This is a genomic window from Sphaerisporangium perillae (genome assembly GCF_023276435.1).
Lineage (GTDB): Bacteria > Actinomycetota > Actinomycetes > Streptosporangiales > Streptosporangiaceae > Sphaerisporangium > Sphaerisporangium perillae.
Genome location: NZ_JALLPO010000043.1, coordinates 50485 through 77156 on the forward strand (window position 1 = coordinate 50485; position 26672 = coordinate 77156).

Below are 26672 nucleotides of genomic sequence, written 5' to 3' on the forward strand. Positions count from 1 at the left end.
GCGTCGTCTGAATTCTGACCCCCCTCCGTTGCGCTTGATCGTTACTGGTCGTTGCTGTGGTCGGCCGCGGGCACGCGGCCCAGGTCGCGGTTTTTGAGGCGGTAGCTGTCTCCCTTCAGACTGATGACCTCGGCGTGGTGGACGAGCCGGTCGATCATCGCTGCGGCTACGACGTCGTCGCCGAACACCTCTCCCCAGCGTCCGAACGGTTTGTTGCTGGTGACGATCAGACTGGCCCGCTCGTAACGGCTGGAGACCAGTTGGAAGAACAGGTTGGCGGCCTGGTGCTCGAAGGGGACGTAGCCGACCTCGTCCACGATCAGGACCGGGATCCGCGACAGTCTGGTCAGCTCGTCTTGGAGTGTCCCGCGGATGTGGGCGTCGGCGAGGCGGTCTACCCACTGGCCGGCGGTAGCGAAGGCGACCCGGTGGCCGGCCTGGCAGGCGCGGATACCCAAGCCGATTGACAGGTGGGTCTTTCCGGTGCCCGGCGGACCGAGGAACACCACGTTCTCACGGGCGGCGACGAAGTCCAACGTGCCCAGGTGCGCGATGACGTCGCGTTTGAGGCTGCGCTGGTGGTCGTAGTCGAAGTCCTCCAGTGCCTTGCGGGCGGGGAAGCGGGCCGAGCGGATCCGTGCTTCACCGCCGTGCGATTCCCGGGCGGCGACCTCTCGCTGCAGGCAGGCGGCCAGGAACTCCTCATGGCTCCAGGACTCGGCCCGGGCCCGCTCGGCGAGCCGTTCCACCGCTGCTGCCAGCGATGGCGCCTTCAGCACGCGGGTGAGATAAGCCAGTTCGGCATCCAGGTTGCGTGAGCCACCGGCGGCCGCCGTGCTGGTCGTGGCTGGCGCGCGTGCAGCCATCAGGCCACCCCCTCGGCCGTCAACAGGGCGTCGTAGTCGCTGAGCGGGCGCTGCTCGACCTCGACCTCGGCCGGGCCGGTGGTGGGAGCCCGCAACTGCACCCCGCCGCGCAACGCGGCGGCGGCGTTGGCGTGCGCTGGATCGGTGATGGTCTGATGGGAGGCCCAGCATCGCTGGTGCCGGGCCACCGGCCGGCCACCGCAGGTCACGCTGACCTGCTCCAGATCGGCGACGACCTCCACCAGCCGGCCGATCGCCGAGGGATGCACCGAGTAATCGTTGGAGGCGATCCGCACGTAATGATCGCGCGGGAGCCGGGTCGAGGTCCGCCACCCGACCGTCGGCGCGACCGGCGGCAACGCCACCATCGCCGCCAGATCGGCGTGCAGCCGGTCCACCGGCCGGCACTCCAGACGGCGATGACGGCGCGCGTTGGCCTTGCCCAGCCATTGCGCCAGCTGCGCGTTGAAGTCGTGCGGGGAGCCAAAACTACGCCCCGGCAGGAACGAGGTCTCCAGATAGCCGTTGGCCCGCTCCACCAGCCCCTTGGCCTCCGGATCACCCGGGCGGCATTGCCAGATCGCGATCCCCAGTACCCCGCGGAACGCCTGCGCCTGCGCGGTCAGCTGCGCACGGCCCGCCTTCCACTGACCGATCGCGCTCTCGTTGTCCCACACCAGCGTCTTGGGCACCGCGCCCAGCCCCGACAGCAGCGCCCAGTGGCCGGCGAACAGGTCCCCGGCCTTCCGCGAGGGCAGCATGCGAGCCATCAGCCACCGCGAATACCCCAAGACCATGACCAGCACCGGCGGGCTGCCCCGATGCCCCGCTCCCAGCGGCACCTTCACCGGCGGGAACCATAGATCGCATTGCGCCAGCTCACCGGGCTGGTACGTCGTCCGCGACGCCGGATCCACCGGCTGGTAAAACGGCCGCAGCAGCCGAATCCGATCCTTGAACACGGTCATCGAACGATCCCAGCCGATCCGTTCGGCGATCACCGTCGCCGGCATGCGCGGGAAGTCGGCCAACAGCGCCCGGATCTGCGGTTCCACCGCATCCACGATCGACCCCTTACCCGCACGCCGGTACGTGGGCACCTCATCGGCCGCCAGCGCCCGCTTGACGGTGTTCTTCGACATGCCCAGCCGCCGAGCTATCGCCTTGATCGGCATCTGCTCGGCCCGGTGCAACCGGCGGATCTCCGCCCAGTCCTCCACCTTGATCACCCTCCAGAGTGGACTGAAGGGGGTCAGTTTTCGGCCGTCGCCACAGGGTCAGTTTTCACCCGTCGTCGACACGAACGAGTACGCATCGGCGTTCACTTCTGCCGTGACATGACGTCTTCTGCTGCCGACAGGCATCGACATCAACGGAGCATGTTCATGCGGCCCGCCGGCAGCCTCCCCCCGAACCCTCAGGACCACCCCGGCCAAATCCTCAGTACGCGGACAGATCCCGGCGGGAAGCCGGCCAAAGAGAAAGTAGCGACATCCGCGTGCTGGTCCAGATCCTTCGACCCGGCTCAGCCTACGGCGCGCTCGCGCTGTGGTCCGGGAGGTGCTCCAGCAGGTCGGCCACAGCGAGGACGCAATCGCCGACGCCGAAGTCATCGTGGCGGAACTCGCCGCCAATGCCGAGAAGCACGCGAGCCAGCCATAGCAGCTGCGCATCTAAAGCCTGGGTACCATCCCGACCTGGTGCGAGGTCGTGGACGGCGATCCCGAACCTCATAAGGTCCTCGCTATGTTCCACCGCCTCGGCTCGCTGAAGGAGACCGATCTACCCCAGCTCACCGGAAGCGACCGCGGCCTATTGCTGGCCCATCAACTCTCCGACGGCCACCGCCAGGCGTACCCGGCCAGGGCTCTCACCGACACACCCGGCAAAGCCGTCGCGTTCGCGCTACCAACCCGATCAGGCAGCCGCCTTACCTTCCCGCCACTCCCTTTGCGGTTCACCAGCTGAACTGACTCGCCGGAAAGTCAAGGCTCGTGGCCGCAGTGGCGGGGCTGCCTCGCCATTAGGACCGAACTTGCACTGCCCCGCTGAAGGCAGCCCAGAGGTCATCCGCGTCCTCTAAAACTGGCTGCACCGCTGCCCCGAAATTGCTCAATATCTCGTGCTGTTGGGCCGGGTTCCACCGCGTGCTTTGAGCCACGAGTGACTGCAAATATTCAGGAGCAAAGGGTGTTACCTGCCTGACAATAGGCCGCCATAGGGCTATAGCTTCACTAGGCCCAACCGGGTCAGCCAACTCAACACGAAATAAATTTTTAGGGAGCTCATCCAAATAAGATACTAAGCAGTCTGCGATCGCCGCGATTAAGAGCCATGTCGCACCTTGACACTGGAGATAGTCAAGCTGCTTACGCTTGCCGCCCTGCAGACGAGGGAGATTTCGTAACTCTAGCCGCCGTTCTTCTACAGCCTTTCCAGCCCCCCAACACAGCAGGAAATGGCGTGCCGTTGTGTCTTCATTGAAATATCGGCGATAAAGTGAATTGGAATCCCAGATTGAGGCAGGGTTTCTGTGGGCGGTCACAGGATCACCATGGAACGACACTAAAGCGCGGGCAGCATACGTCGCGCGCACAGCCCCGATGTCTACCCGACGAACTGCGTCCTGACTTCCTCCCCGGCGCGGGCGTACATAGTTCGAGACACCCAAATCTGAAAATTCTTTTGCGAGTCGCCGCTGCGTACGATCATTGCTGCGAAAGTCCTCGATCGCGACACTATTCTGGCGATTGTTACGCTTTATAATCTTTTCAACGATGGACTGGTCCTGGCATTTGATGAAACGAATGCCAACATGCGCTTGCTCAAGATCAATCCCCTCATTACCAGTGAGCACCCCGGTGGTCTGGGCACCATTTACAATGGAAAGACCCTTAATGAGTAGCCTACCCTCATCGTCGATTTCAAAATGCTCGACCAGGGCAGTAATGCCGTTATTGTAGACAAAAAAGTTTTCGGGTTCTTGTTGCAAGGTCATGCGGATGCCGTTGTTTATGTTGCTCGCGCGGTTCACTCGGCCCAGGTAGTCTCGCACATTCGCCGAAAAGAGAGTCTCTCCGTATGACCAATACTGTCCTGCCAGCCAACTCATTGGCACACTGGTTTGGAGTGCCTCCCATCCGGGACCGGAAATTCTTTGACCGCCATTCCATGGAAGTCGCATTATCTCCTTGACCGCGATGGGGGATTCGTAGCTCTGATACCATGCAGCAAGCTGGGGTGAAGATACTTCCAAGCTCTCCACTCTGACCTCTGATGCAACTTCCGGATAGCGCGAGTCCAGAGCATTCTGCGCGGCGTCCCGAGCTCCAGTCAGTGCATCGTGGACTTGTGGCTGATCATCCAGGTTATGCACAAACCAAATTTTCAGGTGCCTGATTTCCCCATCTTTGAGGGCCTCACGGGCTGATGAGATCGCCGACTCCAGCCGGGCCGGCAGCCCTTTGAGCTCCTTCGTCAGCAGCCAGTCAACTGCTTGGTGAAGGCTCTGTACCTTCGCCTCGGCGACCACGCGACGCCGCGTAGCTTCGTACGCCTGGGCGAGCACAACGATGCCAGCGTCCCGGTCCACATATACGAAGTCACATGAACGATCCCCTGAACCATCAGTGAGAGCATCCGCAGCAACGGCGTGAATATCCTCGATTCCCAAAAGGACTTGCGCAGCGAACAAGAGCCGCTTGCTGTGCTTATATTGATCCAGATCAACTCTGGCGTCCAAAGCCGCATTCAGCGCTAAATCAGGGGTCACGCCATTCATTACCGGCTCTCTCCAGATGAAGTCGAGCCCCGGAGGAGGGCAAGCCAAGACTCTGTAGAAACTAAGGAATTCATGTGAGCGCCGTATACTATAGGTAATATCCCGATTTTACGGAAATGATACGCATGCTAGAGAGAACGTGCAGGATGACGAGGACCCTGGCCGGGGGGCGGGTCGAGCCGGGTCTGGTACGGCTTATGCCCGTCGATGGCGTCCTGCATGGCGTCGTAGATCTCCAGAATCAGCCGCTTGGTCCGGTACTCGCCACCGTACTTAGCCTCGTCCTTCCGGCGCACGATCGGGAACGTGTCCATGATGTAGTCCACGTCATCCCGGTCGATCCCGTACAGATGGAAGAACGCCGCATCCAACTCCGCCCGAAGCAACGTCCGCCGCGCCTCATTCCACACAAAGGGTTCGCCCCCATCGTGCAGATCCCATGCGTATTCCTTCATGTCTCTTCCGGTGTACGCGAGTTCAATTACCCGTAGAATAATCCACGCCCCGATAGTTCTCTCGTCCCAAGCACAACGTGCCTCGAAGACCTCAGGTGCAGGGAACGGCAGCTGTTCGAATTGAAAGAAATTAAGATTCGTTCCGCCGAGCTTCTGACGTAGCACGTAATCAAGCGCTAACGATACGGCGAGAGACGATACAATTTGCGGCGCCCCACGACTTGAAAGCAACAGATTGCCGGAATCGCCCATACCGCCCTTAGGGAAGGAAAAAGCAATTATCGTGCGCTCGTCGGTTGATCGACATATTTTTCTAAACCCGACAAGCCAATCATGTTTCCAACCTTTTTCCCGCAACTTCTTATCAACTTCCGATTCGGGAACCCAGTAGCGAGGGAGGGCAACAGCATCAGCGCTTCTCTTCTCGATAAGGGTGACGTCCCGGGTGGAGCCATCGGACTCGTACGTGGCCCAGCGGTGGTCGTAGTGGTGGAGCATTTTGGCCTCGTACAGCGGAAGCAGGCGTTCCTCGCCGTTGACAAGGATGTTGCCGTCGAGCTGCCAGCCCTCGCTCTCCATGAATTCCAACGTCTCTCCGTCTGCCGCGCTCGGGCGGAAGAGATCGGAATCAGAAGTCATATTGAACAGACCCTGCATGAACGAGATGCCCCAGGGGTTACCGTTTCTGTCTCCCTCGCGGAGGAGGACGGGTACCCGACGATAGATGCCGAGAGTGATCTCAGCGTCTCGACGTGTGCGGAAGATCGGGCAGGTGCCAGTATTCGGGTTAAGGAGCTTGATCTCCTCAGGCGTCAAGGTGAATCGCTTGCCCTCGTCGAGGAGCTGACTGGCGCCATGCACGAAGAATGCGAAGTCCGCACGATCCACGTTCCGATTTGACCCCGCGATGGTCAATAGACAGAACTTGATGCGGCTATCAATCTCCAAGAATATTTTTTCCCGATTCTCGAAGTCGTATAGCGAAACAAGTGCTCCTTTTTCCACGAGATCGTTAAAGAAGAACTGTGTAGTGGCGTCTGTCGCAATTCCAGTCGGAACGATGATGCCTATCCGACCACGCGGATCAATACGCTCGCGACTCCCCTCAACAAACAGAGGGTCGGTCTTCACGCGACCCCGTCCGGTAAGAGGATATACACCCGAATTAGCAGCGAAGTGACGAACACCGTCAATCCATCGCTTCTCGGTCACATAGTCGTCGAAGATAGGTTTGGTGGCTACCCTTTCGGCGAGATTAGCGATGAGCTTTTTGCGCTTTGCTCCAGCCGCCTCCGCAATTTCGGGTGCCCGACTGGCAAAGAATTCTTGCTCCTTCAGTTCGATATGCTCCCATGGCGGATTGCCAAGGATGCAGGTGAAGCCGCCTTCCCAGCCCGTGGCAAGGTTGATGTTGTGACCGGAGCGGCCGACACGGAAGATCTCCGGGAACTCCAGGTGCCAGTGGAAGAAGCGGTACTGTTCGGTCAGCCGCCGCAATTCCTCAGCCCGTTCCGGTGCAAGCGAGGCACCGCCTTCCAGGCTGCGGATGGTGGCGCTGGTGATGGCTTCGGGAGCCTCGGCATGCTTGCGCCAGACGAACGCGGCACACCACGCGTGGGCAACCCGGCGAGCTCGGGTGAGCTCCTCAGAGCTCTCCAGTTCGTGGAAACGCCGCTGCTGTTCGCGGACGTCGGCGACACTGGAGACCGGGAGCGTGGCCAGAGCGCGAGCCTGTTCAGCGAGCTTCTGATTATCAGGCAGCTCAGCTTCGTCGAACAGCGACTCCTGCTCTCCTCGCAGTGCGCTACCGGGCTCCCGTGAACCGAACTGGACTTCCCGCGCGTTCTGCTTCTTCAGAGCACTCGTGACACTCTTGTCGTCGCCTTCGATGGGCTTGAACGCGCCGTCGGGAATGCCAGCAGCGATGAGCCTCGGGGTCGTACCGAGCAGTGCGTTGCCGACCTTGATGTGGGCGTCGAGGAAGGCCAGTGGCTTGCCGGGTTCCAGGGACTCAATCCAGAGGGAGACTTTGGCCAACTCGGCTGCGAGCGGGTTGAGGTCTACGCCGTAGATGCATTTCCCAACGACCTTGCGCATAGCCTCGCGTACGGCCGAGGGCACCGGTTCATCCTCGCCGGTGACCATGGCCGCGTACCGCTTGGCGATGCGCCGAGCAGCGGCGACAAGGAAGTGCCCGGAGCCACAGGCAGGATCACAGACTGTCATGTTGAGCAGATCGTCGGCGATCCCGGACTTGGCGTGCTCGTCGATGACCGGGTCGAGTGCGGTGTCGAGCAGCGACTCGATCAGTGACGAAGGCGTGTAGTACGAACCGGTGGTCTTGCGGTCGTTGCCCGCGACGGTCTTCAGCTCGTACTGCGGCACCGCGAGGTCAGGGTACGGGTCCAGTTCCAGCAGCGACTCGTAGACGCTTCCCAACTCCTCCGCGCCGAGGTGCTGGAAGTCGACGTCGCGCGGCCGGCCATCCTTGCCGCGTATGGTTGACATCCAGCGGACGGCGGTGAGCAGCGCCTCGTTGGGCAGGTCACAGACGAGGAACTGGTCGGGCTTAGGCGCATCGGTCAGCTCCGTCAAGGCTTCAGCCGTACGGAAGAAGATGCCACCGAGGCCGGGAAGGCCTAGCGCGGGCAGACCCTCCTCATCCCCGAGAGCACTGATGACCTTGACTATGGTGCGCCAGAGGTCGGGGTGGCGGTCGCCCGAACGGCGTATGGCCAGACGGCGCAGACGCCGGGTGGAGAAGTAGCCGTCGTAGCGGTCCTTGGCGACCTGCGTCGCGGCAGGGTCAAGAAGGGCACCGCGATCTTCAGCCACGAAGATGAAGATGAGCTGGTAGGCCAGGCGAAGCAGCTCGTGATGGAAGTCCTTGCGCGACAACTTGCCGGCGCTGAGCTGCTCGCGGAGCCTTGGATTCGCCACGAGGAAGCCGGTGCCGAGGGCTTCGAGTGCCTTCTCCACACCGTAGCGAAGCTGTTCGCGAGCCTGCACGCCCGTCTGGGCGGCGAACGCGCGCCACTTCTCCAGCCAGCAGTCCGCACAGGTCGGGACAGAGCCCTCGTCGGAGATCAGCTCGAATCGGGAGGCGTGCAGCAGCGTGTAGAGCAGCACGAACTCCGAGTAGAGCTCGCCGTCGAAGATGGCTTCGAGGTCGAACTCGACGTAAGCGGAGCCGACCAGAGCGGTGGAGTCGCGGAGGATGCGCAGCCGTCGTCCGTTGGAGAGCACGCCCCAGAGATGGTCGTCGGAGAGGTTGAGGAACTCCTGCAGCATCGACTGCGGGGCCCGCTTTGCGCCCGCCATGTCGGGGGTGGCCTTGTCGAGCTCGACGTTCCAGCCGAGCAGGTGCATGGGCACGCTGTGCCATAGGTGGGAGACGGGGAACTCCTTCCCCCCTGCCTGGAGTGCACCACGGTTGAACGGCACGTGCCCAAAGCCCAGTTCACCGAACAACACCTGCAGCCAGCGCTCCCGCGTGAGCGAGGTACCCGTGTCGCCGGCGGGAAGCCTCCCGGTCCGGTCGCGGTACGCGCGGTAGGCGCCGAGGAGGTACTCCCAGTGGCGGCTGGCGGCGTCACCGAGGCGTTCCGTCTCGGCAAGGCGGTAGTCTTCCGGGCGCATGCCAGGCAGCTCGCGGTCTGCGGCGCCGATCCGGGACAGCACGTCCTGCGGGATCAGGCCACCCGCGACGTCGACGGCCAGGTAGGTAGAGGCCTTCATCGGGCACCCCCGGCCGGAAGGTAGACGTAGACGCCGAGCACGTCGGCCGGACGGTTGGCGGTCACCTTTAGTCCTCTCACTCCCGCGCCGACCGCGCCGCGGACGCGCTGGTGGGATTCGGCGAACTTGGCGGCGAGGGCGTCACCGCGAGCATGCAGCTCATCGGTGAGGTCCGGGATCTCCGACACGGCACGCTGTGCCGCCCGCTCGACCAGCTCCCGCAGGGTGTTCTCCGGTCGCGAGAACAAGACGGCTGTCACTTCGGCATCGCTGAGCCATTCGCGCCCGCCCGCCCCGGCCCGGTAGCCGAGCACCTGGGCGTCCTCGGCGATGAGGGTACGCGTCTCGGTACGGCCGGGCAGCGTCACGTGGAAGCGGTAGCGGACGAGGAGCACTGTGGTCCGCGTGGTGACCGCGGCCGTGCGGACGACACCACAGCGTCTGGCGGGGCCCTCGGCGTCGAGCGCGGAGTCCAGGGTCGTCCGGGCGAGGTGCCGTACGAGAGGGTCGGTCCGTACCAGGGGATGGCTGCCTGGTGGCGCCGGGATATCGGGATGGAAGTCCAGGTTGGGGGTCTTGCCGTTGAAGCTGAGACCCAGGGCATGCCGTACGGGGATCGGCAGCTGCTTGGTGTCGGCGGTGAAGCCTTCGACCCGGTTGTCGATGATCGCGCCGAACCCGGACAGCGCTTCACGGGTGAACCGTGCGACGTCGTCGGAGCTGCCTAGAGCGGCACGGATCTCCGCGACCTCACGCTCCACCTCGTCGAGCTTGACACCCGAGTGGGCGTACTTGGTGAGCGCCTTGGACTCGCGGTCGGCGGCGCTCTCCCACGACCGGTGGATCTGGTCACGGGTCCTGGTCACGCCGAGGTCCAGGTCGAGCTGATCCTGGTTGTCGTCACCACGCAGCAGGAGTCCTTCGACCAGCGCCTTGATGACGTCGTCTCCGCCGCTGGGGACGGGGACGGCCACGCCGGTCTGTTTGGCGATCATTCGGTGCTTGCGGATCAGCACGTCCAGCACGACGCCGTCGATGCCGTTATCCAGGCCGTACATGGTGACCGCACGGACGATCTGCTTGCGCTGGCCGAACCGGTCGACGCGGCCTTCCCGCTGCTCGTGGCGGGTGGGGTTCCATGCCAGGTCGTAGTGGACGACGGCCTGGAAGTGCTCCTGCAGGTTGACGCCCTCGGAGAGGCAGTCGGTGGCGACCAGGACGTGCCGGCTGGGTTCCTTGCCGAGTTCGTCGATGGCGGCGAGGCGGGCCTCCGGCGGCAGCTGACCCGTCACGTGGCGGACGTGGGCCTTCTTTCCGAGGGCCTTGGCCAGATGCTCGGCGACGTACTCGGCGGTGGGGATGAAACGGCAGAAGACGATCGGATCGTATCCGTCCGCCAGCAGCGATTTGACCTCGTTGATGAGCGCCGCCAGCTTGGCGTCGTCCTGCGGCCCTTCGATCTTGGTGAAGGCATGGGCGAGCCGCTTGAGTCGCTCGCTGTCCGGCGAGGTCGTGTCATCCTCGTCGACAAGTCCTCCTGCCGCGGCGTCGATGCCTTCCAGAGCGTCCTCGTCGGTGAGGTCCAGAACGCTGGACCGCCCCAGCTCGTCGGCTTCCTTATCGGTCTCGGCGGCGACGGTGACCGAACGGGTCCTGAGCGTCGCGGAAGCCGCTCGCGGCGACGAGGCAACAGATCGCAGCAGCGCCAGAGCCGACCACCAGGACACGCGCTGGCGCAGACCAGTGCCCGGCTTGCGAACCGTCTCACGGGCATAGGCCAGGACCTGACGGGCGAGCTTGCCGTACTCGCCGGTGAGCGCGTACGAGACGTCGCGGACGTGACGGTCCTGCGGGAAGGGCGTTTCCTGGTGGTAGGGCGAGTCCTCCCTGAGGAACTTGCGGATGTCGCGGCGGCGGCGCTGCACGAAATATTTGGCCAGCTGCTCGCGCCCCTTCGCGCTCTCCAGGTCCACCGTGGCGAGAGAAGGGTCGAGCAGGGCGATGAGGTCGCGGAATGCGTCTTCCTTGCCGCTGTGCGGGGTCGCGGTAACCAGGATGAGGTGCCGCTGCGGGGCGGCGGCGATCTGCTGCAACAGCCGGTAGCGCAGCTGGCTCTGCTTGCTGGACGAACCAGCCGAGACGCACGTGTGGGCCTCGTCGACGATGACCAGGTCCGGGCAGGTGCGGACGAACTGCTGGTAACGGCGGTCTGCCTTGATGAAGTCGGTCGAGACCACCGTGTACTTGTGCCGGTCGAAGATTGACTCGTCGAGGCGGAGTTCGCGCTCCAGCCGGGTGGCCGTCGACGGCAGCACCAGTGTCGCCTCGATGGCGAACTTGTGGCGTAACTCGTCCTGCCACTGCTCGGCGAGAGCCGGCGAGCAGAGCACGGTGAGGCCCGAGGCTTCGCCGCGCTCCAGGAGCTCCTTGGCGATCAGGCCGGATTCGATGGTCTTGCCGATGCCGACGTCGTCGCCGATGAGCAGCCGTACGGTGTCCATGCGCAGCGCGAGCAGCAGGGGGACGAGCTGATACTGGCGTGGCTCCACGGCGATCGACGCCAGGGAGCGGAACGGACCGGCGCCCGAGGTGAATCCGATGCGCAGGGCCGTACGGAGCAGCCCCGCGGCGACGCTGTCGCCCACCTCATCAGGTGTAGGCGGCGGGAACGACGCGTCGGCGACCTCGTCGGCGAAGAGGCAGGCTTCGAAGTCGGTGTCGCCGTTGAGCGGGCGGGCGACGAGGAAGTCGCCATCGCCGCCCGGCTGGACGACCCATTCACGGCCTCGGGCGGTCACCAGCGACCCGGCGGTGTAGCTCATCGGGTGCCCCGTCCGGTGCCGAAGACACTCGGGTACCTGCGCACGATCTCGTCCCACTCCTCGTCGTATCGGAACCTGATGACCAGCCAGCCCAGGTCCATGAGCCGGTCTTCCGCCTCCATGTCGCGCTGATTGACATGCGCGGCGTCGTGATGGGGTCCATCAACAAAAATCGCGATATTTCCGGCTTGCGTGCGGTAGACGAAGTCCGGCTTCGCCCGGGCATCGCCAAGGAGTTCCTGGGCGCCGTCTGGAAGGCGGTAGTCGCCAGCCCGAAGGAAGTCGACGAAACGACGCTCCAGCTCGCTGCCTGAGGAACCGCGCAGACTATCCACATGATCTTCGGCGGACGTGTGGCCGCCGGTCGGCTTGGTGACCGCGGATGCCAGCTCACGCAGGATGTCCACGACCGTGAGCCGGTCGATCCGGTCGTGCCACATCTGGTTGGTGTAGGAGAGCAGGCAGTCGTAGCAGCCGCGCTCGCACCGCTCGCGAGCGCCGGGCGCGTGGCCCAGGTCCTCGCCCGTCTCGGGGTCGATGTGGATGATCTCCAACGCCCTCGTCGCGACCAGTCGCAGCGCGTCGTGTTCGTCGTGGAGCCTGCGCAGCACGCCGGCTCCGCCTTCGGCGCTCTCGATGAACAGCATCCGAGCCCGCCCGGCTGAGTCGGGCAACGCCTCGCTGGTCAGCTCGGCGTCCTCCAGCTGGAACTCGGCCTCGATCCCGCGTTCCAGGGCGTAGCGGAGGGTGGTAGCCACGGTCTCCGAGACCTGGTCGGAGAGCCGGATCACGCAGATGTTCTTGCTGTCTTCGACGAACGGGACGACTTTCAGCACGCGTTGCGCGTCCTCGGCCGAAGTCAGCCCCTCGTCCTCAGGGGTTCGCTCGGAGGCCTTGGACTCGCTGAGCCAACGGCCGCGGACGGGGTCCAGCCAGAAGCCGACGTCGTTGCGGTTGCGGCGTCCCTTGCCGCCTCGATTGATGACACGGACGGTGGCGGTATCGCCGTACACGAGCTCGGCCAGCAGGCCGCTGGTTCCCCGTACCTCGGCCTGCAGCCGACCGGAACGCGTGCCGTGGGTGCTGAACCGGTAGCTGGTTACCAGCTCGAACCCGGCGCGGCGCCGTTCCTCCTCGTCGGAGGAGATGCGCTCACGGCGGATGGTGTGCACGGTCTGCAGGTGCATGAGCCCTCCGAGGGAGCCGCCCAGCTCGGCGTCGCACTCCTGGCAGCGGTCGACGCCGGCCTCACGGGCGTGCCAGTAGCCGCACTCCCCGCAAATGCGCGCTTCGGCGGTGGCCACATCGCCGGACTCCCCCGCCGGCACCTGGATGCTGGCCACCTGATAACGCTGGCCCTCGTGGTAGATCAGCGCCCCCGGGCCGAACTCGCCGATCGCGATGAAACGGGGACGCTGCACGTAGCTGCCGCGCTTCTTACGGCCCGGGATGTAGGCAGCCAGCGGGAGCCGGGGGAAGGAGTAGCCGGGAAGGAAGCCCTCGGACGCGAAGTAGCGGTAGGTATAGAAGTCGCTGAACTGCTGCTCGGTGTCCTCGTTCTTGAGCAGCCGAAGCTGGTTCTCCGCCTGCAGGCGGCGTCCCTGTGCCCGCTGCCGCGCCTGCGGTGTGGAGGCGTGGTCGAGGACCCGGCGGTTCTGCTCCTCCTGCTCGGCCATCGCCGCGCGATACAGATCGCGCCACCGGCCACAGGCGGCGTCGAACCGATCGGCCGCTCCACGCACCTTGTCCTCGACCCAGCCCTCGTACCACCAGGTGGTCTTGTCCAAGCGATCCGTCTTCGAGATGGTCGCGAGCATCCGCTGGGCACGTGGTACGGCCCGGCGGCGCGCATTGTCATCGGCCAGCTGCAACCGGACGTGCTCGTGGATGGGCAGCTCGTCGAGGCGGGAGATGTCGATCACATCGGTCATCTGGCTGTGCAGGTGCACACCCGTCTCCGCCAGCCAGATGGCATGCACGTGGGACAGGACCAGGTCCTCATTGGTGAGGTCGAGCCGGGGCGGCTGGACGCTTCCGGCGACCATCAGGCGGCTGCGCCGGAAGTAGTACTGGTCGTGCGAGCTGCCGGTGGAGCAGTACGTGGTGATGAGGGCCGGCTGGCCGCTACGTCCCGCGCGGCCGGAACGCTGGGCGTAGTTCGCGGGCGTCGGCGGCACGTTACGCATCGCCACCGAGTTGAGGGTCGCGATGTCGACGCCGAGCTCCATCGTGGGCGAGCAGTAGAGCAGGGGAAGTTTCCCATCGCGGAACAGTTGCTCGCGCTCCTGCCGGTCTTCGGCCCGCACCTGAGCGGTGTGCTCGGCCGCGTGAATGCCCGCGAGCCCGGTGGCGACCTTTGCGTAGAGGTCGCGGAAGAACCTGCTGACGCGGGTGCCGACCTCGGGGTCCACTGTCTTCCGGAGTGGGTCGGAGGCGCCGGTGGTGCCATCGCCGGCCCGCCAGATTAGCTCGGAGGACCTGAGGCGGTACCCCTTCGCACCGTCGCGCCCCTCCTCGACCTCGGTGAGCAGGCCGTACTTCTCCAGCACCCACAGGAGATCGACGATGATCTCCTGTGCGTCGTCGATGGTCAGCTTGTGCCCGAAGTTGGGGAACGTTCCCGGGCGGCGCAGGTAGCTGCCGAGTGCGGAGCGGCCGGTGAAGTTGACCCTGTCGCGGCTCTCACCGGGACGCCCCGGCCGGGCGAATACGGTGCGGGCGTTGTCGCGATTCCCGCCTTCGGTGAGCGCCCACGCGCCGGTTAGGTTCTGCTCACTCTGCTTGTAGATCCGCTCGAACCCTTCCGGGGTGAGCGCGTCCACGTCCACGGCGAGTGCCCGCCGCATCTCGTCCAGCACGATTCGCGCAACCTCGGCCCGGTGAGCGGGTTCGTCGGTTCGCAGCGCGGGGTGAGTGTGTTCCCAGTGCTCGGTGTCGGCCGCGATCTCATCGAGCGCCACGTAGTCAAAGCGGAGCAGCCCGGTCTGCTCCAGGTTGGGCATGGTGATGCGCCAGCCGCGCTCCAGGTCGAGGTAGATGAGGTAGGAGAGGACCCCGCGGAACGCCTTGAGCACGGCCTCCTTCTGGCCGAACTTCACCTCCGGGTTCCGGGCGAAGGCCGTAAGAGGCAGGTCCAGGGCCCTGGCCACCCGCTGGGCGACCTCGTCGTGGCGCAGCCCATCCTCACCCGCTGCCTTCGCCGCACGGTACAGAGCTCCGCGGAGCTGGGTCACCTGGACGAAGTCGTTCAGGTGACCTGCCTGCAGGCTGGCATCCTGGCGGTTGTCGACGAAGGTGAGCAGCTTGCGAGCCTCGTCGTCGAGCTGTTGCTTCTCGTTCTGCTCCCGGAGGCTGCGCACGATGCTCGTACTGATGATCGACACCGCCGAGCTGCGCCCCTCGGTGGCGAAGGTGGCGAGCTTGGCGAAGTCGCGGCCCCGGCTCTGCTCGTAGGACACCCGGCAGCGCAGGCAGAACCGGAACGGTGATGGCACGTACCAGGCCTGAATACCTTCGCCGCGTGGAGCCTCGGAACCGCCGGGGCCGAGCCACACTTCGCGAGGGAGCCGGTCACTCAACGACGGGCGCACCTGCGTGCGGCCGTCGGCAGCCGACTCCAGCCAGGAGTCCGGCAACCTGCCGTCCTCCACCGGATCGACCGGCCAGGGGTGCTCGGTGCTGATGTAGAGGTACCCGTTGACCGTGTCACCGCCGACGACGTTCGCCTCCTGGCGGGCGCTGTAGCCTCCCCCCTTGGTCTTGGCGACGACCAGATAGTCCTGGCCGCACTCACGGCAGAAGGCGAGGGGCAGCAGGATCTTCTCCCGCTGGCCCGGGACGCTGACCTGGTACTGGCTGGTGATGTAACGCTGGTCCTCGGGCTCCAAGCTGACGTAGGTGGTGTCACCCTTCGAGAGGAACTGGTGCAAACGGAACGCGAACAGCGGTCGCCCGGTCTCAAGGTGCGGTGCGCGGGCACCCTCCTGGAGAAGTCGTTCGATCGCCCCCGCGCACTCCGCCTCTGGACGGCGCGTGGCGGTCGCCAGAGCCTCAGCCGTCGTGGCGACCTTCTCGGGGCGGCGGCGGACCAGCCGGCCGCTTTCCGGCTCGGCCTCGAGACCGAACTCCGACTCGATCCAGCTGGCCAGCGCGTCGTCGGCCAGCTCCGCGTAGGGGCGGTCACTGCCCGCCTTCGCCATGCTTCCGACGAGCTCGGCGGAGGTGGGTGCCTTGTCGCTCGTGGCTCGGATGAGAGTTTCACCGATGACCCGATCGGGGCTGACGTCGGTGCCGAAGAGGCGGGTGGCGACGTCGGCGACTACCTTCTGCGCCTCCGCGAAGGTCTTGGTTGTCGCCATCGTGGCCGAGGTGCCCACGCACTGCAGGTTCGGAGCGTCACAGGCGTCCCGCAAGCGCCGTACGAGCAGAGCCACGTCGGCGCCCTGGCGTCCCCGGTAAGTGTGCAGCTCGTCCAGCACGAGGAAGCGCAGGCCCTGTGCCGCGCCGATCAGATCTCTGCGCTCGTCCGGCCGGGTGAGCAGGTATTCCAACATCACGTAGTTGGTGAGCAGGATGTCAGGCTTTCGGGCAAGGACGCGATTGCGTTGTTCCTCGTTCTCCTGGCCGGTGTAACGGGCGAAGCTGACCGGGCGGGCGTCCTTGGGGAGACCCCATTCAAGGAAGCGCTCCAGCTCGTGCAACTGGCTGTTGGCCAGCGCGTTCATCGGGTAGACGACGATCGCCTTGACGTGACCGGGGTTGGGATCGCGAAGGACGGAGTCGACGATCGGGACCATGTAGGCGAGGCTCTTGCCGGACCCTGTTCCGGTGGTGAGCACATAACTGCCCCCGTCGCGAGCGGCCTCGACCGCCTCCCGCTGGTGACGGTGGAGCGTGAGAGACCGATCCCCTGGATCGTTCCCATCAGCTTTGATCCGGAAGAGGCGCTCGCACATCGGGTGCAGCAGATCCGCATGGACCAGCTCGGAGATCGTGCCGCCGGCGGCGAAGCTGGGGTTCAGCGAGACCCATGGGTGCGGCCACCGGACGCGAGCCTCCCGCTCATCTTCGAGGTGCTTCGCAATGCGACCGTCCCGAACGTGAACCAGCGAGGTTGTGAACTCGTCGTAGTCGGCGATGAGCCGCTCATGCACCTGAAAGACGTCCATCCCGAGCCCCCCGCTACCCTTCAGTAGATATGTCGGGAATGACCGTTTTGCTAGGCCATGCATGACCTATTTTTGCGGCTTCACCCGGTGATCCAACGTGTAAAGCTAGACCTAGGCGACCGTCTGGTACACGACTGGCGCGTTACATTGCGATATCAGTGCAAAGTTGGCGTGTTGTACCGGTACGATCACGCTCAGCAGCGGCGGGAACGCGAGGGAGATAGGGCATGGCGAGGCTCGGCGTCTACCGGGACTTCTTCCGCCACTACCTCAAACTCGAGAAGTCGGTCCAAGATCAGGTCATCGAGGTTTTCTCCAAGTTCGGAGAGGCCACATATGCCGGACTGCACCTGGAACCGGTTAAAAACGCCCACGACGGGCGAATGCACACCATCCGTATCACGGACTTCTGGCGCGGCGTGGTGCTCGCACCGGAGAAGGGCGACCTCTACGTCCTGCTCAACGTGCTGCAACATGACAAAGCGTACGAGTGGGCCAAACGGCGCCGGGTGACGGTGAACACGGCCACCGGCGTCATCGAGATGCGCGACCTGGTGACCCTGGAGGAGCAGGCGGCATCCATCACGCCTGAAGAGGTGTCCCCGCTCTTCGCCCAAGTCAAAGATGCCGACATGGAGCGTCTCGGCATCGACGCTCAGGTGCTCGCCTTCGCCCGCACCTTCAACAGCGAAGACCAGCTGGACAAGGCTCAGGCCTTCTTTCCCAAGCAACAGCACGACGTGCTTGTGGGTCTCGCCTCCGGCATGACGGTGGACGAGGTCTGGGCCAACCTGCCGGCGTCCGTAGAGGCCTCGGAGATCGACCCCGAAGACGTGGCCGCCGCCGTCGAACGCTCTCCCGAGCAGGTCCTCTTGGTCAGCGGACCTGACGAACTCATGGACGCCTTCGCCAAACCATTCGCCTTCTGGCGGATCTACCTGCACCCCTCGCAGCGAGATGCCGCCTACGGCTCCTTCAGCGGACCCGCGCGGGTGACGGGCGGACCCGGCACCGGAAAGACCGTCGTGGCTCTCCACCGCGCCAAGCACCTCGCGGAACAGTCCGATGAGGCCAAGTCCGTTCTCGTAACCACCTTCATCCGAACACTCCCATCCACCATGGAAGCCGCGCTGCGACAGCTGATCGATGACGACACGGCGCTGGATCGCATCGAGGTACGCCACATCGACGGGGTCGCCTACCGCGTGGTCACCGGCGGCACGGGGAACCTGGCCGTCCTACGGCATGAAGATGAGAAGCAGCGGTGGACCCGGGTGATCCGGACCCTGGGCCTGCCATCGCGATTCGACGAGGCGTTCCTCGCGCACGAGTGGCGCCAGGTGGTCCTCACCCAGGGCATCACCTCATTGGAGGAGTATCAGCAAGCGGCGCGGCCGGGCCGAGGAAGGGCACTGGGCCACCTCCAAAAGGCACAGATCTGGGACGCCATCACGGCCTTCACCGACGGCCTGCAGGCCGACAAGGTCTGGACGTACGAGACCATCTGCCAGGAGGCGACGCGCCTGCTCGAAGCCGGCGAGCGCACCCCGTACCGACATGTGATCGTTGATGAGGCGCAAGATCTGAGCCCGTGGCACTGGCGGCTGCTCCGTGCCGCGACCGGCCGGGGCCGGGACGACCTGTTCCTGGCAGGCGACACCCACCAGCGGGTCTACGACTATCGCGTCTCGCTGAAGAAGCTGGGCATCGACATCACGGGCCGGTCCACCCGATTGAAGATCAACTATCGGACGACGGCAGAGATCCTGCGCTGGAGCCTCGAACTTCTCCGCGGCGAGCGCATCGACGACATGAACGGCGGTCTGGACTCGCTGGCCGGGTATCGGTCAGAAGTCCACGGCGCGGCACCGCTGCTCGAGGGTTACCCGACCCAGTCCGGAGAGTTGGAGGGACTGGTGACAACCACCAGGCGATGGCTGGATCAAGGAGTCGCACCCGGCCAGATCGGCGTGGCCGCGCGCTCCAACATGCTCGCCGACCAGGCCGTCGCCAAGCTCAAGGCGTCCGGTATCCCCGCAGCGGCGCTCGCTAAGAAGCACACCGACGCCGAGGTAGGCGTGGGCACGATGCACCGGATGAAGGGGATGGAGTTCCGATGCGTTGCGATCATCGGCGTCGGCGAGCATGCCGTTCCCCCCTCGTCCGCGATCACGCCAGCCGACGAGGATCTGATCGCACACCACCAGGATCTTCAGCGGGAACGCTGCCTGCTGTTCGTGGCCGCTACCCGCGCGCGAGAAGAACTCAGTCTTTCCTGGCACGGCGCACCCAGCCGGTTCCTGCCTGCGTAAGCATGGTCGTCACACAGAGAACCTGGCGTGAGCCGCTCGATCAGGTGATGTCTCGCGGCCCCCAGCCTGGCGGAAGTTTAGGAAGGCCGATCAAGACGTCCAGGTGGAGATGTTCCAGGAGAAGCGATTTGAGCTCGCGGCCGCTGATCAGTTCCATGCGGCCGGTACGGGCAGCGAAGTCGTAGCTGGCCTTGCCGTACCAGGAGGTGCTGACCATGATTCCTTTAGCGGCGGCCTTGTCCGCCATGACGCCGGCCAGGGCGTGCACCGCCTCCAGGCCAACGATCTTGCTATAGCGCTTGGCCTGGATCACGCACAGCCCGCCGATGAGGGGATCCTCGTTGGTGGCGACTGCGTCGACGCCTTCGTCCTTGGAGGATTGGGTAACCCAGGCCTTCATGCCGATCGCCTCGAACAGGCGGCGGATCAGGTGCTCGAACTCTGTTGGCTTGAGGTCCAACAGGTTGGGGCGGCTGTCCAGTCCGGCTACCACGTCTATCTCCTCCAAATTTGTATTTGGACAGATCGAACTGGACCACGGGACGGACTGGTTCAAGGTCGTAGGGGTGCGGAGAGACGATCGCGTTGAGGCGGCGGAGGCAGACGACTGGGTCGAGTTCGGGTTCGTCGAGCACCAGCTCATCGAATAGCTCTCGGGTGGCCCGCACGCTGAGCAGACATGGGCGGATCGGCTGGCCGGTGGCTTTGTCCTTGGCGTCGACGTAGCCGCTGAACACGACGGCGTCCACCAGCGGGATGGGAGAGGCGTCGAAGGTCTCGGCGAGCGTGCGAAGGGCGACGCGGGCAATCGCGTCTGCGTACAGCTGCTTAGTCTCGGCGTCTTTGCGCGGTTCGGGCACGATGTCGTTCTTGGGCTTGGCATACCGGTAACCGACGGCGACAGGGACGATGTCTCGACGGGGTAGATCGAGATCGATAAGGAGCTCTCGCGCCTCAGGCTGGAAGACGACCTTGCACCTGCGTGGGAACCCGTTCGGGTAGGTCGAGGCCATCAGCAGATGCTCAATCTCACCGGTGAAGGCATCGATCCCGCCCGAGTTGAAGATCTGCTCAACCAGCCTGCTGTGGTCGCGCAGATCCCGGATTCGAGCCGTCAATAGACCCTCGAGCGCGGCGATGCGCGCGTAAACCTCTTCGGTCTGCGTCTTGGCGTCGGCCATCCGGCGCTCGATGGCCTGACGCTTTCGCTCGCTTTCGGCAGCACGTGCCGCTTGTGCGGCCTCACGGGTTTGACGCGCCTCCTGGCGGAGTCGAGCCGCTTCCGCCTGTTCTCGCTCGCGTTGCTCCGCTGCGGCTTTGCGCTCCCACTCCTGCTTTGCCTTGGCGGCCTGCCGCTGCCGTTGTTCTTCAGCGCGTTCTTCCTGGCGCATCCACTGTTCGAGTTCCCGCTGCGCTCGTCGTTCGGCCTGTTCTTTCTCTTTCTTCCGTTTCTTATACGCCGCGAAGATCTGAGCGGGAATCGACTTGCGCTTGGCCACCGACCCTCCCAAGGGAGACCGACTGTCCGACACGCTGCGTACTCACACGGCCGTCAAAACGTGAGGAGCGCCTCCTGAGCGTAAGCGAAAACCCCTGAAGAGTCCCTACTTGATTTTCCGTGAAAGCGGAATTAGCGCGGCGGCGTCTTCGACTGCCTGGGGCGCCCAGCCATGGGGCCCATGTCAGCTCGGGGCGATGTTGCTCCTGGCCAGCACATGCTCGATGGCGCGCTGGTAGGTGGGCCACCCCTGCTCAAGCCCGCCAGCCCAGTCCCAATCATGCCGATCAGCGCTGAACTCCTTCGGCTCAGGAACACGGCCGAGCGCCTCGGCGATCTGCAGGTAGGACACGCTTGCGGCGGCGAGCTTGGCCATCTGACGGCAGTTGTCCGCGAGCTTCGAACCGGACTCGGTTCGCATGACGTCTTCGTAGGGTGGCCCGCCGAGTGCGGCGTAGACCGCGTCGACGAAGTCATGCGCGGTCCCCGGGAGGAGATCGACGCGTCGTGACGTCGCTGGAGCCTTCTCGCCGATGGCCGCGTACAGGCTCGGCAGATCGCCGTTGAACCAGTGGTTGGCCGCTTTCGCAGCGAACCGCGCGAACTGCTTGAACGTCGGAAGCTTGCTGCTGGCGGCGACGAACTTGTTGAGTTCGTAGGCCACGTCGGTCAGCTCACTCTTCCACCGGTGCTGGAGGTACTCCGCCAGGTAGCGATTGGCCCATCCCTGCCTGTGGCGCGTGATGATGTCGCGGAGGATCTCAAATCCGGCGCGGCGCTCGCCGATGGCGGTGCTCATGGCGAGGTTGCCGCCGGGCACGTTGAGCGACTGCTGCTGGGAGTACACCGGCTGCCGCGGACCGAGGTAGCGCTCGGCCTGTTCGAGTTCGTCGAACAAGCCGAGGTAGACGGGGGTTCCGGCCTGTTCGAGTTCGGTGAGGTGCCGTTGGTAGTAGGCGCGCAGGCCTGGAAGGCTGGTTCGGGAAGTCGGACCTTCGCAGACGAACCATGCGGTCAGCGCGATGCCATGCCAGAACGCGACGGCGGGACCAAGGGCCTCGGCCATCTGCCTGTGCGGGTAGGGCTCACTGACGATGGTCTCCGGCCAGCGCGGCAATACGACGCCGTCCCAGAGCCGGTTCACCTCCTCCACCAGGTCCGGAGCTAAGAGCCAGCGGTACAGCTGCCGTGTCGGTCCGAAGCCGGCCTTGATCGCGTACGGGCCATCCTCGACCAGCCCCCACAGGGGATGCATCCCCGGCGCCTGGCGAGCGTGGACGACGTCGAACTGCCCCCACCACCGGGTCAGAACATCAACGCGTTGTTCGACGGGAGAGACAGAACTTTCCTGGCCCAGGAATGCCGCCACTATCGCGTGGACGTCCCCGATGTCGGTGCCCTGCTTGGCCGCGACGGAGTCGGCCTTGGCCGGTCCGCCGACGGACAACCTTGCCTCCGGCAGGGCAGTGACTATCTCTTCGCCAGGATTCGGCGGCATTTCCAGGTAGTCGAGGAAGGCCAACCAGTCGCCGCCGAAGTACGCGCTCAGCGTCGGCTGCAACGCTTTGGTGAGCACCCGGCGGGCGAGCGGAGTCTCCTGCCGTGCCTTCTTCACGGTTGCGCTGACGAGCGCCTGGATGCGTGCGGCGCGGAAACGCGCCGCAACTCGCAATGGGTCGGTACGGCCCAGCGCGTTCAGCAGGGCAAGCCGAGCCTGGATCTGTCCAGTGCGATCCAGGCGAGTCCAGCCGCGGCGATAGGCGAAGGCCTCCACCTCCGGCGTGACGGCAATTCCTAGAGACTGGTACATCTCCAGGACCGTCCGCCATGCGTCCTCCTGTTCGCGGGCCGGCTTCGATGATCCCGCCGCGCGGGAGATGATCGGGGCCATCAGATCGTCGAACAGCGGAATGAGCAGGGACCATGCCGCCAGAGCGTCCGGTGTGGAGCCCAGGTGCACGCGCGCCACGTCCTCGGCGGCGATGGTGGCGGCGTGCCAGGGGTACTGGCGGACGTAGGCGGGCATGTTGAGCGTTCCAGCCTTGAGCGAGGCCTGCTCAGTGAGATACCAGGCGCCTCGCGCCTGCTGCGTGGACAGGCTGAACGTTCCTTCAGTAAGGGAGCGCTCCTGCGGGGTCAGGGTGTTGAGCGTGAGGATGTCGCTGTTCTTCAAGTCTCGCCGGCCAGGCGTGATGGAGACGAGCGTGTGCCCTGCCAAGGCGGCTGCGATCATGTTCGCGGCCATCCGGTCAATCCCGGCGAACCGGCCGCTCTTGCCGGCTTCGTGTTCCATTCTCAGGAATTGATCGGGTTCTGCACCCGCGAGGGCGGATGCAAATGCGTATTCACCCATGAGTGCTCCTCACGACAGCGACGAAATGCTCGGACGGCTGCGGGTTCGGTGGGGAGCCATGGCGACGCTCAACACCCACTTGATGAAGGCGTTCTCCAGGAACGACTCGCCCCGGATCAGGTCGACCAGGCGGGTGGTGGAGCTCACCGTGCCTCCGCATCGAGAGCGGCGACTTTCGCCTCCAGCTCTTCATGTCGGTGGTCGTCCCCGAACCGCTGTGCCCGTTGGCTCACCGCGAGCGCCTCGCGCAGGGCTCCCTCCGCCTCCAGCAGTTTCATCCAGGTCTGCACGCTGGCGATCTTGAAGAAGCCCTGCGAGGGTTTGGCGCTGTTCACCATCACAGCTTGCGGGACCGCCTCGATCAAGTTGAGGTCCAGCTGAGCAAAGATCTCGACGAACTGTAGTCCAGCCGGGGTGGAACGACGCCGGGACCACAACTGCTCGACCGCGCCCTGCAGCAGGAAGTGGTAGTCGGACGCGATGCCCGGCAACTCCAGCCCCTCCCACACCCAGCGGGCGAGCGTGTTCATGTCCATGCCCTTGGTGTCGGCGAATGCCCGGTGATGCGCAGGAGAGGACGAGGTGGTGCCGCCACCACCTGGGCTGGGCCAGGAAAGATACTGCGAGCCGCGTTCCTGACGAGGGCGCACATGAGCCTCGGGCAGGCGCGCACGATCGACGTCCGGGCTGCCAGCGAACCTGATGCCAGGGATATCGGCCATTCGGGCATACCACTGTGCCGCCAAAGGACACCCCTTCCACGCATCTGTGCCAGATGGGCGAGAAACTCACACAGCAAGACGATCATCGGCCAGCATGCCGTGATCGTTACGGTAACCGGTGATTCGTCTCCCTGATCGGCTTTCTCCGCCGACAGTGCCCCAGAGCTATCGAGTTCCTGGCGTCGGCGGTGATGAGCAGGGCGAAGACCGCGCTCGGCGGTGGCAGTAAGGACAGTTGTGCATCGCCTCCGCCGGTGAGGCGAGCAGTACGCGGTCCTCATGGTCCTCGCGGTCGGCGGGGTTCTACTGGCCGTTCTGGCCGAATTGTCCGGCCCGCTCGGCTGCTTGGCGCAGGCGGCGAAGCTCACGGCGGCAGACGTTCTTGGACTCGCGACACCAGGCGGCCTTGCAGCGGGGGTCGCAGAAGCGGCGGGCGGGGTAGCTGCTGCACCAGGTGAACGGCTGGCAGTGGGCGCACGGGCGGGTCTCGGTGGTGCTCGTGGCGCGCCTGCCTGTCCCGGGCCGGTGCTGGTGGTGCGCCGGAGTGCTTCGGCGCGGGCCTGGTGGGTGCGCATCCGGTAGGACGGGCCGTTGCAGCGCAGCCGGTGCTGGACAGCGACCTATTCAACAACTACACGCACGGCCGGTCGATGCGCGGGCTGGACACCGACAAGGTGGTGGCCTCGGGCCGGGATCTGCTCGACGAGCAGCCCTGCACCCCGGGCGAGCTCGGCAGACTGTTGGCCCAGCGGTGGCCGGACCGCAACCCGGCGAGCCTCGCCTACGCGGTGCGCAACCTGCTGCCGGTCGTACAGACCCCGCTGCGCGGCGTGTGGGGCGCCAGCGGCCGGCCCGTCCACGCGCCGATCGAGTCGTGGGTGGGCGTGCCGCTGCGCACCGACTAGACGATCGACGGGATGGTCCTGCCTTGATTTCTATCGGCGGTTGCGAACACTCCAGAAGGAGATGTTCGGATGCCTCGTTGGGCCCGGCGACCGTACGCGACGTGCAGCGCTGGTGCGGTCTTACCCGGCTGGCGGAGGTGCTCGACCGGCTCCGGCCCCGCTTGGCGACGTTCCGCGATTAGAACGGCGCAGAACTGTTCGACCTCTCCGACCCGACCCGCAGGTCAGCGCGCCCGCCCGGTACCTGTACGACTTCGACAACCTTCTGCTGTCACACCACGACAGCTCCATAGTGGTCACTGACGGCCTTCGCCAAGAGAACTTCGATCCGCACGGACCGGTTCCCCGTCTGATGCTCCTCGACGGCTTCACCGCGGCGACCTGGACATTCGCCACGGCACAGGGCGCGGCGACACTCACCGTGCACCCGTTCGCACCGCTGTCCACATCCGACCGCGAGGCGTTGACCGTCGAGGGCGGCGGCCTGCTGGACTTGCTCGCCCCCAAAGCGTCACACGAGATCCGCTTCACCGCCCCGGCCTGAGAACCGTGTCTGGACACTGAAGGACACGCTGCCGCGAATGTGGCAACCCGGCCATCCGGACACCGCGGGTGTTGAGCAGGATCGGTCCGCTCATCCAATCACCGATGGCACGTTCGAGGGCCCGGCCTACAGCTGGAGGCAGTGGTACCAGGACGACGCGGTTGCCCTTGCCGACGACCCGCAGGACACGATGGCCGCGCTCCTCGCCGAGGTCTGGATGTCGGCTCCGGTGGCTTCGAAGATCCGGGGCCCGAGGAGACCGAGCATGGCGACCAAGGCAAAGTCGTTGGGGTTGGCGGATTCGCGAGCCGCCGACAGCAGGGCTTCGAACTGCAGGTGCGAGAGCCCGAGGGTGGGTGATTCGGGTGGGACGTTCGGACGGCGGACGTGGTCGGCGGGTGAATGCTCCAGGATGCCGTCGATGACGCAGGTGCGGTAGAGCTACCACCGACAACCGCAGGGACACCGTCGACGGACGGAACCCGCGGACCTCCTGGAGCCAGCGGACGTACAACTCGACCTGATACCGCTTGGCAGTCAACGGCTTCACGTCTCTGTCGGTGCACCAGGTCAGGTAGATGCGCAGATCGGACTCGGTATGCATCCGCGTGGTGCCCCTGTACCGGGCGAGATAGGCGGCTGTTGCTGCCCGCAACGGATCGGCGTCCAACGGAGCGGACCGTGCCGGGATCAACTCATCGTATGAAGCCATGCCTTGACGCTGTGCCCACCTGCGGACTTCGACCAGACGCCACCGGCCACGACGTGCCCAGCATGCGGCAATAGCGGGTGATCTGTTCAGGCCAGGGCTCGGAGTGTAAATGACCGCTGCGTGTATGGCGTGGATTGGTCGAGGTGGCTAACGTGATCGGCGTGGCGTCGGAGCCCGTGTAGGAGCCCCTCATGGCCAAGTACGAGTCGTTGCAGAATTATCTGGCCGCACGACCCGAGCAGATGAGCCGCGTAACGATGAGTTTCGATGAGGTCGAGGCGCTCGTCGGATCGCTTCCCCCTTCTGCGCGTGACCACCGTGCATGGTGGGCGAACGACTCCAAGGTCCAAGCTCAGGCGTGGCGGGCCGCAGGTTGGCGCGTCGAGTCGGTCGACCAACGCGCCGGGCGAGTGGTATTTACACGAAGCATCGTTGGCGATTCCCATCCCATAGCGCGGAACCCCAGGCCAAGTCGGGCCGTACCGGCGCCCCAGTCGATCATGGTTTCAACATCGTCAGTCGAAGACGGCATGCCTGAAGCGCGGGCCCAGGCAATGCTCGTGACATACCTCGTCGGTCAGGGTTGGCGGATCCAGCGCGTCGCGGATACGACCACGAAGGAACAAGGGATCGACGTTCTTGCGACTCGTGGTGACCGGACCCTCGCCGTCGAGGTGAAGGGCTACCCAGGGCGACGGTATTCCGATCCGCGCCGCGCCGGCGAGACCAAGCCGACGGCACCGGCGACACAAGCGCGGCATTGGTACGCGCAGGCGATTCTCAAGGCGATGCTGAT

16 protein-coding genes are annotated in these 26672 nt (G+C 65.0%); 5 read left to right on the forward strand and 11 right to left on the reverse strand.

Annotated elements, in window-relative coordinates; genetic code table 11:
• Positions 1-41 precede the first annotated feature (41 nt).
• Positions 42-866, reverse strand: coding sequence for an IS21-like element helper ATPase IstB (gene istB / locus MYF83_RS33740; RefSeq protein ID WP_248964807.1), 825 nt, complete (start codon positions 864-866; stop codon positions 42-44).
• Entirely contained in the window at positions 866-2095 is a 1230-nt protein-coding gene (gene istA, locus MYF83_RS33745) for an IS21 family transposase (protein WP_248964808.1), read from the reverse strand. The genes istB and istA overlap by 1 nt, the downstream gene beginning before the upstream one ends.
• A gap of 331 nt (positions 2096-2426) precedes the next feature.
• Between istA and MYF83_RS44580 the strand changes: the two genes are divergently transcribed.
• On the forward strand, positions 2427-2528 hold the full coding sequence (locus tag MYF83_RS44580; protein WP_372500321.1) for a hypothetical protein: 102 nt from the start codon (positions 2427-2429) through the stop codon (positions 2526-2528).
• Positions 2529-2889: 361 nt separating this feature from the next.
• Here the strand turns inward: MYF83_RS44580 and MYF83_RS33750 are convergent, their stop codons facing one another.
• The 4 genes from MYF83_RS33750 to MYF83_RS33765 form a co-directional block, all read right to left on the reverse strand.
• Positions 2890-4647: an AIPR family protein gene (locus MYF83_RS33750; protein WP_248964809.1), complete on the reverse strand. Its 1758-nt coding sequence runs from the start codon at positions 4645-4647 to the stop codon at positions 2890-2892.
• Between the two features lie 128 nt (positions 4648-4775).
• Positions 4776-8840: an Eco57I restriction-modification methylase domain-containing protein gene (locus MYF83_RS33755; protein WP_248964810.1), complete on the reverse strand. Its 4065-nt coding sequence runs from the start codon at positions 8838-8840 to the stop codon at positions 4776-4778.
• Positions 8837-11662 (reverse strand): DUF8741 domain-containing protein, encoded by a 2826-nt coding sequence (locus MYF83_RS33760; protein ID WP_248964811.1) that lies wholly within the window; start codon positions 11660-11662, stop codon positions 8837-8839. Before MYF83_RS33760 ends, MYF83_RS33755 begins: the two co-directional genes overlap by 4 nt.
• A complete protein-coding gene (locus tag MYF83_RS33765) occupies positions 11659-16830 on the reverse strand; it encodes a DEAD/DEAH box helicase (protein WP_248964812.1) in 5172 nt (1723 codons plus the stop codon). Before MYF83_RS33765 ends, MYF83_RS33760 begins: the two co-directional genes overlap by 4 nt.
• 227 nt (positions 16831-17057) lie before the next feature.
• On the opposite strand from MYF83_RS33765, the gene MYF83_RS33770 reads away from it, so the two are divergent.
• Complete coding sequence (locus MYF83_RS33770; protein WP_248964813.1) at positions 17058-19142, forward strand: UvrD-helicase domain-containing protein; 2085 nt, start codon at positions 17058-17060, stop codon at positions 19140-19142.
• Between the two features lie 40 nt (positions 19143-19182).
• Here the strand turns inward: MYF83_RS33770 and MYF83_RS33775 are convergent, their stop codons facing one another.
• The 5 genes from MYF83_RS33775 to MYF83_RS33795 form a co-directional block, all read right to left on the reverse strand.
• Entirely contained in the window at positions 19183-19542 is a 360-nt protein-coding gene (locus MYF83_RS33775; protein WP_248964814.1) for a restriction endonuclease, read from the reverse strand.
• A complete protein-coding gene (locus MYF83_RS33780) occupies positions 19433-20641 on the reverse strand; it encodes a DDRGK domain-containing protein (RefSeq protein ID WP_248964815.1) in 1209 nt (402 codons plus the stop codon). The genes MYF83_RS33775 and MYF83_RS33780 overlap by 110 nt, the downstream gene beginning before the upstream one ends.
• Before the next feature lie 183 nt (positions 20642-20824).
• Positions 20825-22993 (reverse strand): hypothetical protein, encoded by a 2169-nt coding sequence (locus MYF83_RS33785; protein ID WP_248964816.1) that lies wholly within the window; start codon positions 22991-22993, stop codon positions 20825-20827.
• Positions 22994-23002: 9 nt separating this feature from the next.
• Positions 23003-23140 carry a hypothetical protein gene (locus MYF83_RS33790; protein WP_248964817.1) on the reverse strand — a complete coding sequence of 46 codons (138 nt, stop codon included), beginning with the start codon at positions 23138-23140 and terminating at the stop codon, positions 23003-23005.
• Positions 23137-23715, reverse strand: a complete 579-nt coding sequence (locus tag MYF83_RS33795) for a hypothetical protein (RefSeq protein WP_248964818.1) — start codon at positions 23713-23715, stop codon at positions 23137-23139. The genes MYF83_RS33790 and MYF83_RS33795 overlap by 4 nt, the downstream gene beginning before the upstream one ends.
• Positions 23716-24320: 605 nt before the next feature.
• Between MYF83_RS33795 and MYF83_RS33800 the strand changes: the two genes are divergently transcribed.
• The 3 genes from MYF83_RS33800 to MYF83_RS33810 form a co-directional block, all read left to right on the forward strand.
• Positions 24321-24620 (forward strand): DNA glycosylase AlkZ-like family protein, encoded by a 300-nt coding sequence (locus MYF83_RS33800; protein WP_248964819.1) that lies wholly within the window; start codon positions 24321-24323, stop codon positions 24618-24620.
• Positions 24621-24681: 61 nt separating this feature from the next.
• Entirely contained in the window at positions 24682-25164 is a 483-nt protein-coding gene (locus MYF83_RS33805) for a DNA glycosylase AlkZ-like family protein (RefSeq protein ID WP_248964820.1), read from the forward strand.
• A gap of 903 nt (positions 25165-26067) precedes the next feature.
• A partial coding sequence (locus MYF83_RS33810; protein ID WP_248964821.1) for a DUF7662 domain-containing protein occupies positions 26068-26672 on the forward strand: 605 nt, incomplete at its 3' end.

Coding starts and splice junctions, on each gene's coding strand:
- MYF83_RS33770 (WP_248964813.1), top strand. CDS start 17,058: ATGGCGAGGCTCGGCGTCTACCGGGACTTCTTCCGCCACTACCTCAAA.
- MYF83_RS33750 (WP_248964809.1), bottom strand. CDS start 4,647: ATGAATGGCGTGACCCCTGATTTAGCGCTGAATGCGGCTTTGGACGCC.
- MYF83_RS33775 (WP_248964814.1), bottom strand. CDS start 19,542: ATGAAGGCCTGGGTTACCCAATCCTCCAAGGACGAAGGCGTCGACGCA.
- MYF83_RS33805 (WP_248964820.1), top strand. CDS start 24,682: ATGTTCGGATGCCTCGTTGGGCCCGGCGACCGTACGCGACGTGCAGCG.
- istB (WP_248964807.1), bottom strand. CDS start 866: ATGGCTGCACGCGCGCCAGCCACGACCAGCACGGCGGCCGCCGGTGGC.
- MYF83_RS33785 (WP_248964816.1), bottom strand. CDS start 22,993: ATGGGTGAATACGCATTTGCATCCGCCCTCGCGGGTGCAGAACCCGAT.
- MYF83_RS33755 (WP_248964810.1), bottom strand. CDS start 8,840: ATGAAGGCCTCTACCTACCTGGCCGTCGACGTCGCGGGTGGCCTGATC.
- MYF83_RS33795 (WP_248964818.1), bottom strand. CDS start 23,715: ATGGCCGATATCCCTGGCATCAGGTTCGCTGGCAGCCCGGACGTCGAT.
- MYF83_RS33765 (WP_248964812.1), bottom strand. CDS start 16,830: ATGGACGTCTTTCAGGTGCATGAGCGGCTCATCGCCGACTACGACGAG.
- MYF83_RS33760 (WP_248964811.1), bottom strand. CDS start 11,662: ATGAGCTACACCGCCGGGTCGCTGGTGACCGCCCGAGGCCGTGAATGG.